17 protein-coding genes are annotated in these 15,421 nt (G+C 63.2%); 15 read left to right on the top strand and 2 right to left on the bottom strand.

The window, feature by feature from the left end; genetic code table 11:
- Window positions 1-362: 362 nt before the first annotated feature.
- From BUA41_RS14960 to BUA41_RS14945, 4 genes are read left to right on the top strand one after another with little or no spacing between them, the layout of a single operon-like run.
- The gene (locus BUA41_RS14960) at window positions 363-1,241 is read left to right on the top strand and encodes an urea carboxylase-associated family protein (protein WP_072824288.1); all 879 of its coding nucleotides are present in this window, start codon (window positions 363-365) and stop codon (window positions 1,239-1,241) included.
- Between the two features lie 11 nt (window positions 1,242-1,252).
- Window positions 1,253-2,020, top strand: coding sequence for a 5-oxoprolinase subunit PxpA (locus BUA41_RS14955; RefSeq protein ID WP_072824311.1), 768 nt, complete (start codon window positions 1,253-1,255; stop codon window positions 2,018-2,020).
- Window positions 2,017-2,808 carry a 5-oxoprolinase subunit B family protein gene (locus BUA41_RS14950; protein WP_217652832.1) on the top strand — a complete coding sequence of 264 codons (792 nt, stop codon included), beginning with the start codon at window positions 2,017-2,019 and terminating at the stop codon, window positions 2,806-2,808. The genes BUA41_RS14955 and BUA41_RS14950 overlap by 4 nt, the downstream gene beginning before the upstream one ends.
- Window positions 2,805-3,764 (top strand): 5-oxoprolinase subunit C family protein, encoded by a 960-nt coding sequence (locus tag BUA41_RS14945; protein ID WP_072824286.1) that lies wholly within the window; start codon window positions 2,805-2,807, stop codon window positions 3,762-3,764. Before BUA41_RS14950 ends, BUA41_RS14945 begins: the two co-directional genes overlap by 4 nt.
- A gap of 22 nt (window positions 3,765-3,786) precedes the next feature.
- On the opposite strand, the gene BUA41_RS14940 is transcribed toward BUA41_RS14945, so the two are convergent.
- Window positions 3,787-5,004 (bottom strand): MFS transporter, encoded by a 1,218-nt coding sequence (locus tag BUA41_RS14940; protein WP_072824307.1) that lies wholly within the window; start codon window positions 5,002-5,004, stop codon window positions 3,787-3,789.
- A 6-nt stretch (window positions 5,005-5,010) separates the two neighbouring features.
- Entirely contained in the window at window positions 5,011-5,514 is a 504-nt protein-coding gene (locus tag BUA41_RS14935; RefSeq protein ID WP_072824285.1) for a hypothetical protein, read from the bottom strand.
- 228 nt (window positions 5,515-5,742) lie between these two features.
- Here BUA41_RS14935 and fliD point away from each other — a divergent pair, with 228 nt between their 5' ends.
- From fliD to BUA41_RS14880, 11 genes are all read left to right on the top strand, one after another.
- Window positions 5,743-7,119 (top strand): flagellar filament capping protein FliD, encoded by a 1,377-nt coding sequence (fliD, locus tag BUA41_RS14930; RefSeq protein WP_072824284.1) that lies wholly within the window; start codon window positions 5,743-5,745, stop codon window positions 7,117-7,119.
- Between the two features lie 11 nt (window positions 7,120-7,130).
- Entirely contained in the window at window positions 7,131-7,514 is a 384-nt protein-coding gene (gene fliS, locus BUA41_RS14925) for a flagellar export chaperone FliS (protein ID WP_175546989.1), read from the top strand.
- Between the two features lie 57 nt (window positions 7,515-7,571).
- Window positions 7,572-7,892 carry a flagellar protein FliT gene (locus tag BUA41_RS14920; protein ID WP_245791932.1) on the top strand — a complete coding sequence of 107 codons (321 nt, stop codon included), beginning with the start codon at window positions 7,572-7,574 and terminating at the stop codon, window positions 7,890-7,892.
- Window positions 7,889-9,037 carry a flagellar hook-length control protein FliK gene (locus tag BUA41_RS14915; RefSeq protein WP_072824281.1) on the top strand — a complete coding sequence of 383 codons (1,149 nt, stop codon included), beginning with the start codon at window positions 7,889-7,891 and terminating at the stop codon, window positions 9,035-9,037. The genes BUA41_RS14920 and BUA41_RS14915 overlap by 4 nt, the downstream gene beginning before the upstream one ends.
- Window positions 9,034-9,318 (top strand): EscU/YscU/HrcU family type III secretion system export apparatus switch protein, encoded by a 285-nt coding sequence (locus BUA41_RS14910; protein ID WP_072824280.1) that lies wholly within the window; start codon window positions 9,034-9,036, stop codon window positions 9,316-9,318. The genes BUA41_RS14915 and BUA41_RS14910 overlap by 4 nt, the downstream gene beginning before the upstream one ends.
- 330 nt (window positions 9,319-9,648) lie before the next feature.
- A complete protein-coding gene (flhD, locus tag BUA41_RS14905; RefSeq protein ID WP_072824279.1) occupies window positions 9,649-9,978 on the top strand; it encodes a flagellar transcriptional regulator FlhD in 330 nt (109 codons plus the stop codon).
- A gap of 3 nt (window positions 9,979-9,981) precedes the next feature.
- Window positions 9,982-10,578 (top strand): flagellar transcriptional regulator FlhC, encoded by a 597-nt coding sequence (gene flhC / locus BUA41_RS14900; RefSeq protein ID WP_072824278.1) that lies wholly within the window; start codon window positions 9,982-9,984, stop codon window positions 10,576-10,578.
- A 194-nt stretch (window positions 10,579-10,772) separates the two neighbouring features.
- Entirely contained in the window at window positions 10,773-11,645 is an 873-nt protein-coding gene (gene motA, locus BUA41_RS14895) for a flagellar motor stator protein MotA (RefSeq protein ID WP_072824277.1), read from the top strand.
- A complete protein-coding gene (gene motB, locus BUA41_RS14890; protein ID WP_072824275.1) occupies window positions 11,642-12,604 on the top strand; it encodes a flagellar motor protein MotB in 963 nt (320 codons plus the stop codon). Before motA ends, motB begins: the two co-directional genes overlap by 4 nt.
- Window positions 12,605-12,607: 3 nt before the next feature.
- Window positions 12,608-14,821 carry a chemotaxis protein CheA gene (gene cheA / locus BUA41_RS14885; protein ID WP_072824273.1) on the top strand — a complete coding sequence of 738 codons (2,214 nt, stop codon included), beginning with the start codon at window positions 12,608-12,610 and terminating at the stop codon, window positions 14,819-14,821.
- Complete coding sequence (locus BUA41_RS14880; RefSeq protein WP_072824271.1) at window positions 14,818-15,336, top strand: chemotaxis protein CheW; 519 nt, start codon at window positions 14,818-14,820, stop codon at window positions 15,334-15,336. The genes cheA and BUA41_RS14880 overlap by 4 nt, the downstream gene beginning before the upstream one ends.
- Window positions 15,337-15,421 lie beyond the last annotated feature (85 nt).

The raw sequence follows: 15,421 nt of genomic DNA, 5'->3' as shown, positions 1-15,421 counted from the left end.
CGATGGTGACCCGACTATCGCCCGGTAAACCGGGCTCCTACCACCCCGGTGGCTCTGGTTTTTGGGAGCTCGCTTCAGCGAGCGATGGTGACACGACTATCGCCCGGTAAACCGGGCTCCTACTACCCCGGTGGCTCTGGTTTTTGTAGGAGCTCGCTTCAGCGAGCGATAAAAAAGCATCCTCATCGCCCGGTAAACCGGGCTCCTGCCACTCCGGTGATTTTATCTATCGAGACCACCCAGTTTGTCTCATGCCTTCATCCTGGCCCCCGCACTTGTCGGGCAACACAAGTACGACTTCAATGAGCATAGAACACAACCCGTGTGATGCGCATGGGGACCGTCTTCGAAGGAGTGCCGCCATGACCGACGTTGCTGCCGCCTACCGGGCGGCCGAAGGATCGATACTCGATATCGATCAGGCCTTCTACCGTCGATTTGTCGAACGACAGGAGGCGCGCCATCTGATCGCCAGCCATACGGTGCCCATCCGCGATGGCCTGGCCTGGGAGGTGCCCGCGGGTCATGTCTTTCGCATCGTCGTGAGCGAAGGCCCCCAGGTCGGCGATCTCAACCTCTGGAACCTGCACAACCCTCGGGAACGCTTCTGGGCCTCGCGCACCCGCCAGTTGCAGCGCGCCCACGTCTCGACCTTCGACCGGCTCTGGTCGACGCTGCCATACCTTCGCCCCATGGCGACCATCATCGACGATAGCCTGGCGGACTACGGCATGGACGCCGAAGGCGGGCGGGTGCACGATCTGCTCGGCACCCGTTGCGACCCTTACGTGAACCGGTTGCTGACCGGCGAGGACTTCGATTTCCACTGCCATTCCAATCTGGTCCGTGCGGTGATGCCTCACGGTCTCGACGAGCGGGACGTGCACGACGTGCTCAACGTCTTCCAGTGCACCGGCCTGAACGACGACGATCAGTACTTCATGAAGGCCTGCCCGGCGCGAAAGGGCGATTACCTGGAATTCTTCGCCGAGATCGATCTGCTCTGCGCCATGTCCTGCTGCCCCGGCGGCGATCTTTCGGTCGATCTGTGGGGGCCCGAGGCCGCCGATCCTCTCCAGACCTGTCACCCGCTGGGGGTGGAGGTCTATGCTGTGGATGATGCATTGCTCGAGGGCTGGTCGTCGCCGACGCCTGCTCCCTATCGAGGCGGTCATGGGTTGCAGCGGCCGCAGGTGGACTGGGCGGCGATCAAGGCGGTCAACGAAAGCAACGGCCAATGAGGGAGGATGCCATGCCAACCTTGCTGCTGAATGCCGATGTGGGCGAAAGCTTCGGTGCCTGGACGATGGGGAACGATGAAGCCGTCATGCCTTACATCGACCTGGCCAACGTGGCCTGCGGTTTCCATGCCTCCGATCCGGTCACCCTGCGCCGCACCGTGCGTCTGGCCGTGACGAATCATGTCGCGGTCGGGGCGCATCCTGCCTACCCCGACCTGGTGGGCTTCGGACGCCGTTCCATGGATTGCTCGCCGGAAGAGATCGAGAACCTGGTGCTCTACCAGATCGGGGCGCTGGCGGCCATGTGCGAGGCGGAAGGCACCCGGCTGCGCTACGTCAAGCCCCATGGCGCACTCTACAACGACATGATGCGCGACAGCGTCAAGCTGGCCGCGGTGATGCGTGCGGTGGCGGCCTTCGATGCCGCCTTGCCGCTGATGGTCATGGCGACCCGCGATCCCGCCCCGGCGCGGGAGCTGGCCGATGGGCATCTGATCACCCTGTGGTTCGAGGCCTTCGCCGATCGCGCCTACGACGGCGAGGGCAGGCTGGTATCGCGGCGCAAGTCCGGGGCGGTCCATCACGATCCCCGGACGATCGTCGATCAGGCCCTGCGTATCGCCAAGGGCCAGCCGATCACTGCCAGCGATGGCAGCGAACTGGTGCTGGAGGCTCAGACGCTGTGCGTGCATGGTGACAACCCCGAGTCCATCGCCGCGGTCAGGGCCATTCGTCAGGCCCTTGGCGAATGCGGGATGAGCGCCCAGATAGAAGCATGAGCGGGCAGCGAGGCGAGAAGGCGTTCGTCCCGGTGTTGCCGCGCCTGGAGGTGGCGGGTGTCGATGCCTGGATGGTGAGGCTGTTCGATCGCATCGACGAGGCCAACATGCCCTGGATCACCGCGTTGCTGCGTCGCTGCGAAGCGGCGTTTGGCGAGGCGCTGGTCGATCTGGTGCCGTCCTACACCACGCTGCTGGTGCATTACGACCCTTGGCGCCTCACGCCCGGCGAGGCCCGCTCGCGTCTCGGGGCGGTGCTTGCCGATCTCGAGCCGGACGAGGAGGGGGGCCTTGGCGAAGGCGCTTCAGGTAACGTCAAGGAGCTGGAGGTCTGGTACGACGACAGCGTGGGGCCGGAGCTTGCCCTGCTGCAGCAGGAGAGCGGGCTATCCCGGGAGGCGGTCATCGAGGCGCACAGCGGGCACGAGTATCGGGTCTTCGCCCTGGGCTTCGCGCCGGGATTCGCCTTCATGGGGAGCCTGCCCGACGAACTGGTATTGCCACGCCTGGACACCCCGCGCAAGCGCGTGCCGGCCGGCAGCGTCGCGGTCGCCAATCGCCAGACCTCGGCCTATCCACGGGTCTCGCCCGGCGGCTGGAACCTGATCGGGCGCACCAGTGCGCGCCTGTTCGACCGTGATCGCGAGGGGTTCAGCCTGCTGCGTGTCGGCGATCGGGTACGCTTCGTGGCGGTGGATCGCGATCGCTTCGAGGCGGCCGGCGGCGACACGAGCCCGGTCGAGGAACCTGATTCAAAAGGGAAAACGTCGAACGGGAAGAGTGCATGAGTGTGGCCGGCAAAGGTGAAAAAGTGCAGTTGCGGGTGGAGCGTGCCGGCCCACTGGCCCTGCTGCAGGATGCCGGTCGCTTCGGTGTGAGGCGTCTCGGGGTGACCCAGGGCGGCCCCGCGGACCTGCATGGCTGGGCCTGGGCCAATCATCTGCTGGGCAATGCCTGGGGCGCGGCGGCCCTGGAAATCACCTTCGGCGGCTTGAGCCTGATCGCCGAGGGCGAGACCAGCCTTGCCCTGGCGGGGGCCGATCTCGAGGCTACCCTGGACGACGAACCTGTCGAGCCCTGGTCGCGTTTCGAGCTGCGTGCCGGCCAGCGTCTGCGTTTCGGCTCGCCGAGACAGGGACTGCGCGCCTACCTGGCCGTGCCGGGCGGCTTTCTTGCCGATCCGGTACTGGGCAGCGTCTCGAGTGTCGTCAGGGAAGGCCTGGGAGGCCACGATGGCCGGGGCGGCAAGCTACAGAAGGACGATACCCTGATCTTCCAGGGCGAAAGTCGCAAGAGTCGGGATCTGCCCAGGCCGCCACCTGACGAAGAACGGCCGGATTACATACGGCCGCCGCGGCTGGCGCTGGTGCCCGGGGCCCAGGTCGCCGACTTCGACGGGACTAGCCTGTTCGAGGTCTTCAATCGCGGCTGGCAGGTCGATGACCGCACGGATCGCATGGGGGTACGTCTCACCGGCCCTGTGCTGAAATGCGCCGTGACCAGCATGATTTCCGAGGGCATCGGTCTCGGTGCCGTGCAGGTGCCGCCGGACGGTCAGCCGATCGTGCTGCTCAACGACCGCCAGACCATCGGCGGCTACCCGCGCCTGGGAGCGTTGACGCCATTGGCCTGCTCACGGCTGGCGCAGTGCCTGCCCGGCCATGACATCCACTTCCGTGCCCAGGGGGTGAATGCGGCTCAGGCGGAGCATCGCCGCTTCCTGGCATGCTTTCGAACCGGCTGAGCCGTGGCGTGGCACTTCGCAATCAATGGCGTACCGTCACCAGCCTGCCCTGGTCGTCGATATCGAGTCGGCGCCGGCGCCCTGCCAGCAGCGCAAAGGTGGCGGCCAGGGTCACGTAGGTCAGCAGTACGGCGACCAGCAGCGTCATGTTTTGGCTGTATTCCAGCAGGATGCCGACCAGTAGCGGTCCGGTAGCCGCCAGGAGATAACCGAACCCCTGCGCCATGCTGGAAAGCTGGCTCGCCAAGGCATGGGTGTTGCTGCGCAGGACGATCAAGGTCAGCGCCATGCTGAAGCTGCCGCCCTGGCCCAGGCCCAGCAGTACCGCGCCGAGCCAGCGCCAGGCAAGCGGTGCCGCCAGCAACAGCACGATGCCCGAGGCGGTCAGGGTCATCAGCGCCAGGATGGTCGGTCGCTGGTCACGGCCCAGACGCGCCAGCCAGGGGGCGCCCAGTGCCGTGGCCAGCTGGCAGGTGATCGAGGTGGCGAGCAACCATCCCGCCTCGCTCTCCCCGAGGCCGCGATATTGCAGCAGTACCGGCAGCCAGCCGAAGATGATGTAGGCCAGGGACGACTGGCACCCCATGTACCCGGTGACCTGCCAGGCCAGAAGGGAGCGCATCAGTTGCGGCCTGGCGCCCTGTGTCGGGACGTCGTCTGGCGTGCTCCGTGGTGGGTGGGGCATGCTTGATCGCCAGGCCAGCAGGGCGATCAGGGCCAGCACCGCCCAGCTGCCCAGGCCGAACCGCCAGTCACCCAGCAGGTCCGCCAGGGGCACGGTGAGCCCCGCGCCGAGGGCGCCGCCCAGGCACAGCGCCATGGTATAGACGCCGGTCACCACGTCGGCTCCTTGCGGAAGCTCGCGCTTGACCAGCCCCGGCAAGAGTGTCCCGGCGATGCCGATGGCGGCCCCGGCGAGCAGGGTGCCGAGATACAGCAGCGGTGTGTAACTGTTGGCCCGCAGGACCAATGCGATCGTCAGCAGCAACAACCCCAGGCTCAAGGCCCGTTCCGCCCCCAGGCGGCGGGACAGGCGAAGCGCCACGGGGGCGAAGGCCCCAAGACAGACCACCGGCAGGGTGGTCAGCGCCCCGATAGCCGAGGCGGAAAGCCCCAGGTCCTGCTGTATGCGCATCAGCAGTGGCGCCATCGACGAAAGCGCGGGGCGCAGGTTGAGTGCCACGAGAATCATCAGCGCGATGAAAAAGAGCGGGTGCCGCCGCAGGACTGTCGATGGCATGGGCATTTATTTCAGATGTTCCTTCAGGTCACCGCGCACGCTGTCGAGGAAGGTCACGAAGCGGGTGTCATGCTCGTCGTCGTGCCGGTCGATGCGACACCCCATCGTCATGCTGCGCTTGATCAGGATCTCGTCGTAGATCTCCAGGGTGATCTTTCCCGCCGGCTTGTCGCCGGGTTCGATGATGCCCTCTTCGAGGGTGAAGCTCTCCAGCAGGGTGGCGCGCACCCGGGTCGTGCCACCCTCGGCGAGCACCCGGCGCACGAAGAGCCAGCCCTCGCAGACCAGCGCTTCGCCGTTGTCGCGGCCACGCAGGAAGAGAGTTCGGTAACAGGCGCCTTCCTTGGCGCCCTTGTCCGCCATGCTGCGATAACCCTCGGTGACCCGGGACGCCATCGCACGGAACTCCGCCAGCTTGCGCAGGGCGGCGGCGTGTTCACGCTCCAGCCGGTCCTGGTGCTGGAAGCGCTGCCAGCGATGGTAGTCGGAAAAAAGCGTAGTCGAGTCCATGACGATGTCCTTGAGGGTCAAGAGGCTTGGGGCGGGGCCGATGGTACTGGAGGGCACCCGTTCAGAGGGGGATCATGATGGCTTACCTGACCATGCCTTGCCAGTCACGACCCTCAAGTTCGCGGTCCATATGCCGATACGTCGAATTGAACGCCTATAGCCGGTCTGTTTGGAGCGATGATCCCTCCTGGGGCTGGTAAAAAGGAACACGGATTTCAGGGGATCGTCATGGCGAGCATTTCTTCATTGGGCATCGGGTCGGGCATGGACCTCAATGGTCTGGTCGATCAGCTCGAGTCCGCGGAGCGTCAGCAGCTGGCACCAATCGTTCAGCAGCAAAGGAGCTATCAGGCCAAGATCTCGGCGTTCGGCAAGCTCGAGTCGGCCCTGGACAAGTTTCAGGAAGCGGCTGCCAAGCTCAATGATGCCGACACCTTTCATGCCGTCAAGAGCAGCATGAGTGGTGACAGCATGACGGCGGCAGCCGGTTCCAGCGCGGTACCAGGTAGCTACAGGATCAAGGTCGAGCAGCTGGCTCAGGCACATTCCCTGGCCACGACCGGCATGCAGGAGAAAACCGACAAGCTCGGTGGAGGCAGCCTGAGCATTCAGGTCGGCGACGAGAACCTGGCCATCGATATCACCGAGGACGAGAGTTCCCTGGAGTCGATCCGGGACGCCATCAATGCCCAGGAGGGCGGCGTGACCGCCTCGATCATCAACGATGGAAGCGACAAACCCTATCGCCTGGTGCTGACCTCCAAGGATACCGGTATCGACTCGCAGATGACGGTCACGGCGAGCGGCGATGCCCGGCTGCAGGACCTGCTGACCCACAACGCGCAAGACAGCACCATGGTGCAGACGACCGAGGCGAAGAATGCCGCGCTGAGCATCAACGGGATCTCGATTTCCAGCCAATCCAACCGGGTCGAAGAGGCGATCCAGGGCGTCACTCTGAATCTGGAGAAAACCACCGGTAACGAGGAGGAAACCTTCACGGTTTCCCAGGACAGTGCAGCGATTGCCAAGAATGTCCGAGGGTTCGTCGATGCCTATAACGCCTTGCAGGAGACCATGGGCTCCCTGACCTCCTACAACAAGGAGACCAATACGGCTGGACAACTGCTCGGCGATAGCACCATGCGCGGCGTGGAGTCGCGGCTGCGCAACCTCATGGGCACCCCGTTGGGTGGCGAGGGCCTGCAACGGCTCGCCGATGTGGGCATCGAGCTCAAGCTCGATGGCAGCCTGGAAGTCGATAGCGAGAAGCTCGACACCATCATTGCCGACTCCCCCGAGAGCTTGAGTCGCTTCTTTGGCGGTGACGATGCCACGGAGGGGCTCGCGGACATGATCGAGACCTCCGTCACGGCCATGCTGAATGAGGGAGGCTTGCTGAGCAACGCGACCAGCGGTCTCGAGAATCGCATCGACTCCCTGAGCGATCGCTACGACCGCATGGAAAGCAGTATTGATGCCACCGTGGCGCGCTACCGCAAGCAGTTCGCCCAGATGGATACCCTGGTTGCTCAGATGAACTCGACCATGAGTTACCTGGGGCAGCAGTTCGATGCCATGAATGCCCAATTGGGCCGTGAGTAATGGAGTCTAGAATGAGTGCAATGCGTGGTGCCCATGCCTACGCCCGGGTGGGCGTGGAAACCGGGGTGATGTCCGCCTCTCCCCATCAACTGATCGTCATGCTCTTCGATGGCGCCCTGGCCGCGATGCGCGCCGCTCGCTTGCACATGCAGCAGGGCAACGTGGTAGAGAAGGGCAAGTCGATTTCCAAGGCGATCGATATCGTCAACAACGGTCTCGCGGCAGGGCTCGATTACGAACGCGGTGGTGAGGTCGCCGAACGTCTCGGATCACTCTACGAATATGTCGTAAGTCTGCTGCTTCAGGCCAACCTGAAAAGCGACGAGAAGCCTCTCGACGAGGCATCGAAGCTGCTCGAGAACATTGCATCGGCCTGGCGCGAAATAGCGCCGTAAACACGGAGTTTGTATTGAATGATGCCGGCAGATAAAGTGCTTGCAGGATATGAAAAATTGCTCAAACGCTCCGCCAGGATGCTGAATTCGGCGCGGGAAGGGGAGTGGGCGCATCTGGTGCATGAGGAGTCGACTTATGTCATCGAGGTCGAGGATCTAAGGCAGTTGGAGATTCACTGCGAGCTGGATGCCGACGCGATGCGGCGCAAGGCCGACCTGCTGGAACGCATCCTCGAGCAGGACACGGAGACCCGTCAGCGTCTGGAAAACCGGCGCAACGAGCTCAGTGAACTGATGGGGAACAGCCGCCGGCGTCGCGAGCTGTCGCGTACCTATCAAGCCCCGGATATCGCTCGCGCCCGCCAAGGAGTTCGGTGAGCGGGATCATCACCCCGTTGATCGACACGCTGCTGCACCAGGTGCTGGGCAAGCGTGTCGACAGCCCGGCGGGGCGCGAGATTCTGGAGCCCGTCAAGCCGCTCTCGCCGGGCCACGCCCCGAGAGCGGTTCACAGTGATTCCCGCCTGAATGCCGAACGCAGCGCCGCCTTTTCCCGGGCAAGTGTCGGCGATGCCGCCGAGAAGGCTCCCGCGGCAACCTCTTTCACCGCGCCGACTCCCGCCTCGGCCAGCACCCATTTCAGCCCCGCTGCGCGCAGCATCGCCGACATCCTGTTCAAGTTTCCCGCGCCGCCCTCGGTGATCAGGCCGGCGGCGTCGCTCCTGACGAGCGACCCTGCACGAGGGGGCATCGATGTTTCCCTGCTGGCCGGTCGCTTGCAGGGCAGCATCGAGACCAGCGGGTTGTTCTACGAATCGCATCTGGCCCGCTGGTATCGTGGCGAGCTTTCCCGGGCGGCGCTGCTGCGCGAGCCGCAGATGCGATTTCAGCCCGCAGACAGCACACCTTCCGGCAATGTGCGCTGGACGCTGACGCCTCTGCCGGGCGGGGCACCATCGCCATCGCCGCTGGCGCCCTTGTCCCCCGCCCAGGCTGCCGGCGCTTTCGTGTCGCCTCGCGAATTCATTCGAGCCGGCGAGTTGCCTGTCGATCCGGTTCAGGGAGCGCCTGTAGCGGGCAAGGGTCTGGTCGACGATTCCTTGCAGGGTATTCTGCGGCATCAGCTCGAACTGCTTGTCGCCCCGACCCTGCGCTGGGAAGGGGACCTCTGGTCTGGGGTGTTCATGTCGCTGCTCATACAGGTTCCCGAGCAACTGGCCGCCCACGACGAGCATGAGCCAGGGCAGGGGCAGGATGAGAAAGGTCAGGATGCCGTATGGCACAGTCAGCTAAGGCTTGAACTGCCTCGTCTGGGCGAACTGGAGGTGCAGCTGCATCTGCGCAGCGCATCTCTTCGCCTGACGATGCACAGCGAAAGTGCGGCCTGCACCAGCCTGCTCAATGCCGGGCGAGAAGCCTTGGAGGCGCAGCTCCTGGGATGCGATTTCGAAGAGGTGCATGTCAGCGTGCTGACCAGGGAGCTACCCTCGGAGGACAGGCCTGCGGACGAGAGCGCATCATGAAAGAGTCGTCGTCATCCCCCGGAAAGGGTCGTCGTCGGGCCGTGGCACTGGCTTATGGCGATGGCGGGGCCGCGCCCACGGTACTGGCCAAGGGCTATGGCGAGCTTGCCGAACGTATCGTCGACGAGGCGCGTCGCCAAGGGCTTCAGGTGCACGATGCCCCGGAGCTGGTGGCGCTGCTGATGCAGGTCGACCTGGATGCCCAGGTACCCCCGGTGCTTTACCAGGTGGTGGCCGAACTGCTGGTCTGGGTCCACCGCATCGATGCCGACTCGGTGTGATTCCCTCTCTTTTTCGTTGAAAAGCCTTGGGCGTTATCAACGATCGCATGGGGCCGCTGGCCTCTGTCCCCCGCATGGCGCGGCCTGCGCGAAATTTGTGAAAATATAAACACCTGATTACACAAGCACTTAGGAAGGAAAATTGATCCTAGTCAGGTTGGGTGAAGGTAGTCGGTGTTTTTCTTCTTGAGAAAGTTGCAATGCTTCATAAAAACGCCTCAAAATGAGCTTATTATAAAGCATTAGAACCTGGCCGATTGTGGCATGGGTTCAATAAAAGAATGGCCGACAGAGCCATCTATTACATACGCAAACGCAGGGAATGACACTATGACCATCGATAGCCTCCTGGATGACATCCAGGACATCAACCTCTCGTACCTGCTGCTCGTGCAGCGCCTGTTGAACGAAGATCGCGCGACGGCAATGTTCCGTCTCAAGCTGAGCGAGTCCATGGCCGATCTTCTTGCTTCCTTGTCTGTCAAGCAGCTGGGCCAGCTCTCTCGTACCAACCAGCTGCTCTGCCGCCTGTGCTTCGACGACCCCGAGCAGCTGATGAGGCTGACCAACGACCCGCGGGAACAGGGCCTCGGTCAGACCCATGCAGCGCTCCTGATGGCTTCGGTGCCGACAGCTTCGTTCGCCAGCGCGGAGGGATGAGTCATGGCCGACAAAAGCCTGGTCACCGAGATGCATCAGGTACAGATGGCCATCGAGCTGATCGAGCTCGGTGCCCGTCTGCAGGTGCTGGAGACCGAGACGGACCTCAGTCGCGCACGGCTGATCAAGCTCTACAAGGAGGTTCGCGGCATGTCCCCGCCCAAGGGCATGCTGCCATTCTCGACGGATTGGTTCATCACCTGGCTGCCGAACATTCATTCGTCGCTCTTCTATAACATCTACCAGCGGCTGGTGGAGGATCATGGTTGTGAGCGCATGGAAGCCTTCGTCAGGGCTTTCAAGCTCTACCTCGAGCAGCTGGCGCTGGAAGAGGCGGAACCCGTGCTCGGTCTGACCCGCGCCTGGACGCTCATACGCTTCTTCGAGAGCAATCTGCTCGAGCTTTGCAAGTGCACCGGGTGTTCCGGTCATTACGTGGTACACGCTCACACGCCGTCGCGGGATTTCGTCTGCGGCATCTGCCAGCCGCCTTCCCGGGCCGGCAAGACGCGCAAGCGCCGCGCGGAGGTCAAGGACAGCCCCAAGGCGGCTGCCGCCGACGACCGTGCCAGTCAGCTTCTGGTCAAGCGACGCGCCTAGCCTCGGAAACCCTGGATTGAAGGCCTTCGGTCCACACGATGTGATCACCATCAGCCGCAGCGCCATCGCGCCGCGGCTTTTTCGTGGTTGTCGAATAAATATGACGCAAGTTTTTTAGCCGTTGCCTCAAGCTCGCATCCCCACTGCCGATAACTGGTTACAGGTCCCATTGTTCATGGCAAGGATGTTCTCGCGTGCTGATTTTCCTAGGCTACATCGTTGTGATCGGCTCGGTCTTCGGCGGTTACGTGCTGATAGGCGGCCATCTCGGTGCGCTCTACCAACCCGCTGAGATCCTGATGATAGGCGGGGCGGCGGTGGGGGCCTTCATCGCGTCGAACAATGGCAAGACGATCAAGGCCACCCTGCGAACGTTTTCCAAGCTCAAGCGCACCAAGAAGTACAACAAGGCCATGTACATGGAACTCATGGCCCTGCAGTACAAGCTGCTGGCGAAGGCTCGGCGCGATGGCATGCTGGCCATCGAGCGGGACATCGACGCGCCGGAGGAGAGCGCGCTGTTCGCCGAGTACCCCATGCTCTTGAGCGACCCCATGATCATGGCCTTTCTCACCGACTATCTGCGTCTGATGGTCAGCGGCAACATGGACCCCTTCGAGATCGATGCGCTCATGGAGCACGAGATCGAGACCTTCCAGCACGAGGCCGAAGTGCCGGCCCATGGCCTGCAGAACGTCGGCGATGGCTTGCCGGCCTTCGGTATCGTCGCTGCGGTCATGGGGGTGGTGCACGCTTTGGGGTCTGCCGACCAGGGGGCCGCCGAGATGGGCATCCTGATCGCTCATGCCCTGGTGGGCACCTTCCTGGGAATTCTGCTGGCCTATGGTTTCGTCAACCCCGTGGCCGCTCGCATCCTCCATCAGGTCGCCGAGGCGGTGAAGATGCTGCAGTGCATTCGCGTCACGCTGATGGCCAGTCTCAACGGTTATGCCCCTCAGCTCGCCGTGGAGTTCGGTCGCAAGGCGCTCTATACCGCGGAACGTCCCACCTTCAATGAGCTGGAAGAGCATGTGCGGTCCACCAGGAATTCGGCGGGTGGCTCATGAGCGGTGCGCATCGTCCGATCATCGTCAAGCGCAAGAAGGTGTCGAAGGGAGGCCATCACGGGGGCGCCTGGAAGATCGCCTATGCCGATTTCATGACCGCGCTCATGGCCCTGTTCCTGGTGCTCTGGGTCCTCTCTTCGGTGAGCGAGGAGGAGCTCAAGACCATCGCCGAGTATTTTCGCACTCCCTTGCCCGTGGCGCTTGCTGGGGGGGAAAAGAACACAGCCAGCACCAGCGTGATCCCCGGAGGCGGCCCGGACCCGGCGCATATCAACGGCGAGGAACAGCGTGTCGACCGTCGCGAGGAGATCCGGCCCAGCGATGAGCAGCGTCGCCTGATCAACCTCGAGCGGCGCATCGAGGCGGTCATCGAGAGCCGGCCTCGCCTGCGCGAATTGCGCTCCCAGCTGCGCATGGCCATGACGTCCGAGGGGCTGAGAATCCAGCTGGTCGATTCCGAGCGGCGTCCGATGTTCGAGCGGGGGAGCGATCGTGTCGCGCCCTACATGCGCGACATACTGCGCACCATCGCGCCGGTGCTCAATGAACTTCCCAATCGCATCAGCCTGAGCGGGCATACCGACAGCGTGCCTTACGTCAACGGCGAAAAGGGTTACAGCAACTGGGAATTATCGGCGGATCGCGCCAACGCTTCCCGGCGGGAGCTGGTCGCCGGCGGGCTCGATTCGGAACGATTGCTGCGAGTGGCGGGCATGGGTTCTCGGGTAAACCTGGAGGGGACCGAGGCCAATGACGCCACCAATCGACGCATCAGTATCGTGGTGCTGGACAGGCGTGCCGCCGCGATGATCGAGCGTCAGAGCGTTCGCACCTGGCCGCAACCTGCGGAGGCGGTCGAGGCACCTCCCATCCCTTCGGAAGAAGGGGATGTATCACCAAGTGCAGTATCGCCGGCGACGGTCGCCCCAGCGATGCCCTTTGAGACTCAACTGGACTAGCGCATGGATATCACAGATTTCTATGACACCTTCTTCGAGGAGGCCGAGGAACTCCTTGGCGACATGGAGCGCCACCTCCTGGAACTGGATGTCGATGAACCGGATCCCGAGCAGCTCAACGCGATATTTCGTGCCGCTCACTCGATCAAGGGGGGCGCGGGAACCTTCGGTTTCCTCGTGCTGCAGGAGACCACCCACATCCTCGAGAACCTGCTCGATCATACGCGGCGGGGCGAGCTGGCCTTGCGCCGGGACATCGTGGACACCTTCCTGGAAGCCAAGGATGTGTTGCACGATCAAATGGATGCCTATCGCAATGGTGAGGAGCCCGATCCCGAGGCCTTCGAGCGCATTCGCGAGACCTTGCAGAAGATAGCCCTGAACGAGTTGGGTAAATCCCTGGGCGGCGATGCCTCGGCTGCCAAGGCCAAGCCTGAGCCGGCCCCAGAGCCCGAGCCGGCTCCTTCCCCCGCACCGACTTCGGCACCCCAATCGACCACGCCGCTTGATCCGATGGATCAGTTCATCGCGGCGATTTCCCCCGATGACGCCGTCGGCGAAACCCAGGACCCCACCCTGTGCGTGGCACTGCTCGGTGTGAACGAGAAGGATCGCGCCCTGCTGGTCGAGGAGTTGGCGCAACTGGGCTCGGTTCTCGAGCAACATGGTGACGAGAAGCGCTACGAGGTCACCCTCGAGACTTCCGTCAGTCGCGAGGATATCGAGGCGGTGATGTGCTTCATCATCGAGTCGGAGCAGCTCGAGATCGGCACCGGCCAGAAGAGTGGCACGGCCGCCCGCTCAAGCGAGGACGAGACGGTGGTACCTCAGCCGGAGCCCCAGGAGGTTTCCAGGCCGCAGGCCAGCGAGCCGGAACCGCAAGCCGAAACCCCGGCGCCGCAGGCCGCTCCCACGCCCGCCAAACCGGCAGAGGCCGCACCAGCGAAGGCTGCCAAGCCGCCGGCAAAGCCCCAGGGTGGCAAGGCCAAGACGAGTGGCGAATCCTCGCTGCGCGTGCCGGTCGACAAGGTCGACCAGATCATCAATCTGGTGGGCGAGTTGATCATCACCCAGTCGATGCTCGACCAGACCGCCAGCGAGATCGATGGCGTGACCCATAGTGCCCTGTATAACGGCCTCAATCTACTGCAACGCAACGCCCGGGATCTGCAGGAAGCGGTCATGTCGATTCGCATGATGCCCATGGACTACGTGTTCAGCCGCTTTCCGCGCCTGGTGCGCGACCTCGCGGCCAAGCTGAACAAGGACGTGGAGCTGGTCACCGAAGGCAAGTCCACCGAACTCGACAAGAGCCTGATCGAGCGCATCATCGACCCGCTCACTCATCTGGTGCGCAACAGTCTCGATCACGGGATCGAGCTGCCGGATCAGCGCGAGGCGGCGGGCAAGCCGCGGGGCGGCAAGCTGACTCTCTCGGCCCAGCACCAGGGCGGCAATATTCTCATCGAGGTGATCGATGACGGCGCCGGCCTCAATCGCAACAAGCTGCTGGCCAAGGCCGAGGCCAACGGCCTGGCCGTGTCCGACAGCATGAGCGACGACGAGGTGTGGCAACTGATCTTCGCTCCCGGGTTCTCCACGGCGGAACAGGTCAGCGACGTTTCCGGTCGAGGGGTCGGCATGGACGTGGTCAAGCGCAATATCCAGTCCATGGGCGGGCACGTCGAAATCCTCTCCCGGGAAGGCCAGGGCACCACCACCCGTATCGTGCTGCCGCTGACCCTGGCGATACTCGACGGCATGTCGATCAAGGTCGGCGAGGAGGTGTTCATCTTGCCCCTGGGAGCGGTGCTCGAATCGCTTCAGCCCTGCCAGGCAGATCTCTACACCATGGCCGGCGACGACCAGCTGCTCAAGGTGCGCGACGAATACCTGCCGGTCATCGCGCTGCATCAGGTGCTCGACATCGAGAACGCGCGCACCACGCTCACCGAATGCATCGTGGTCATCGTGCAGGCGGAAGGGCGACGCTATGCACTGATGGTCGACGACCTGGTCGGTCAGCAGCAGGTCGTGGTCAAGAACCTGGAAACCAATTATCGCAAGGTGCCGGGGATTTCCGCGGCCACCATCCTTGGCGATGGCAGTGTGGCGTTGATCCTGGATATCGCCGACCTGCATCGACTCAGCCGGCGCAAAACCGCTCGTCAGGCAAATAAATCAATCAAGCCCACTCAGGAGGCGCTACTGTCATGACCACCGTCACCCAGGCCAACAACCAGTTGCAGCAGGCCAATTCCAACGCCCTCGATACGCACAGCCGCGAGTTCCTGGTGTTCTCGCTGGGCGAGGAAGAATACGCCGTCGACATTCTCAAGGTTCAGGAGATCCGCGGCTACGAGAACGTCACGCGCATCGCCAATGCCCCCGACTTCATCAAGGGGGTGACCAATCTGCGTGGCGTCATCGTGCCCATCGTCGATCTGCGCATCAAGTTTCATCTCGCCAACGTCGAGTACGGCGGCCAGACCGTGGTGATCGTCGTCAATGTCGGCGAGCGTGTCGTGGGCATGGTGGTCGACGGCGTATCCGATGTCATGTCGCTCACCCCCGACCAGATCAAGCCGGCCCCGGAGTTCGGCGTCACCATGTCTTCGGACTACCTCAGCGGCCTCGGCAGCCTCGAGGACCGCATGCTGGTGCTGGTCGATATCGACAGCCTGTTGACCAGCGAGGAAATGGCGCTGGTCGAACACACTACTCATCAGTAAAAAAGAACGAAGGGCGATGAATTTTGCCGTTCATCGCCCTTCGTTCTCCTGTCGAGACCTCATCTTTCTTGACATGTCTGCAAGA

It is taken from the genome of Modicisalibacter ilicicola DSM 19980, from assembly GCF_900128925.1.
Classification (GTDB): domain Bacteria; phylum Pseudomonadota; class Gammaproteobacteria; order Pseudomonadales; family Halomonadaceae; genus Modicisalibacter; species Modicisalibacter ilicicola.
The sequence above is the reverse complement of the archived record's forward strand: the minus strand, read 5'-3'. Positions and strand labels throughout refer to the sequence as shown.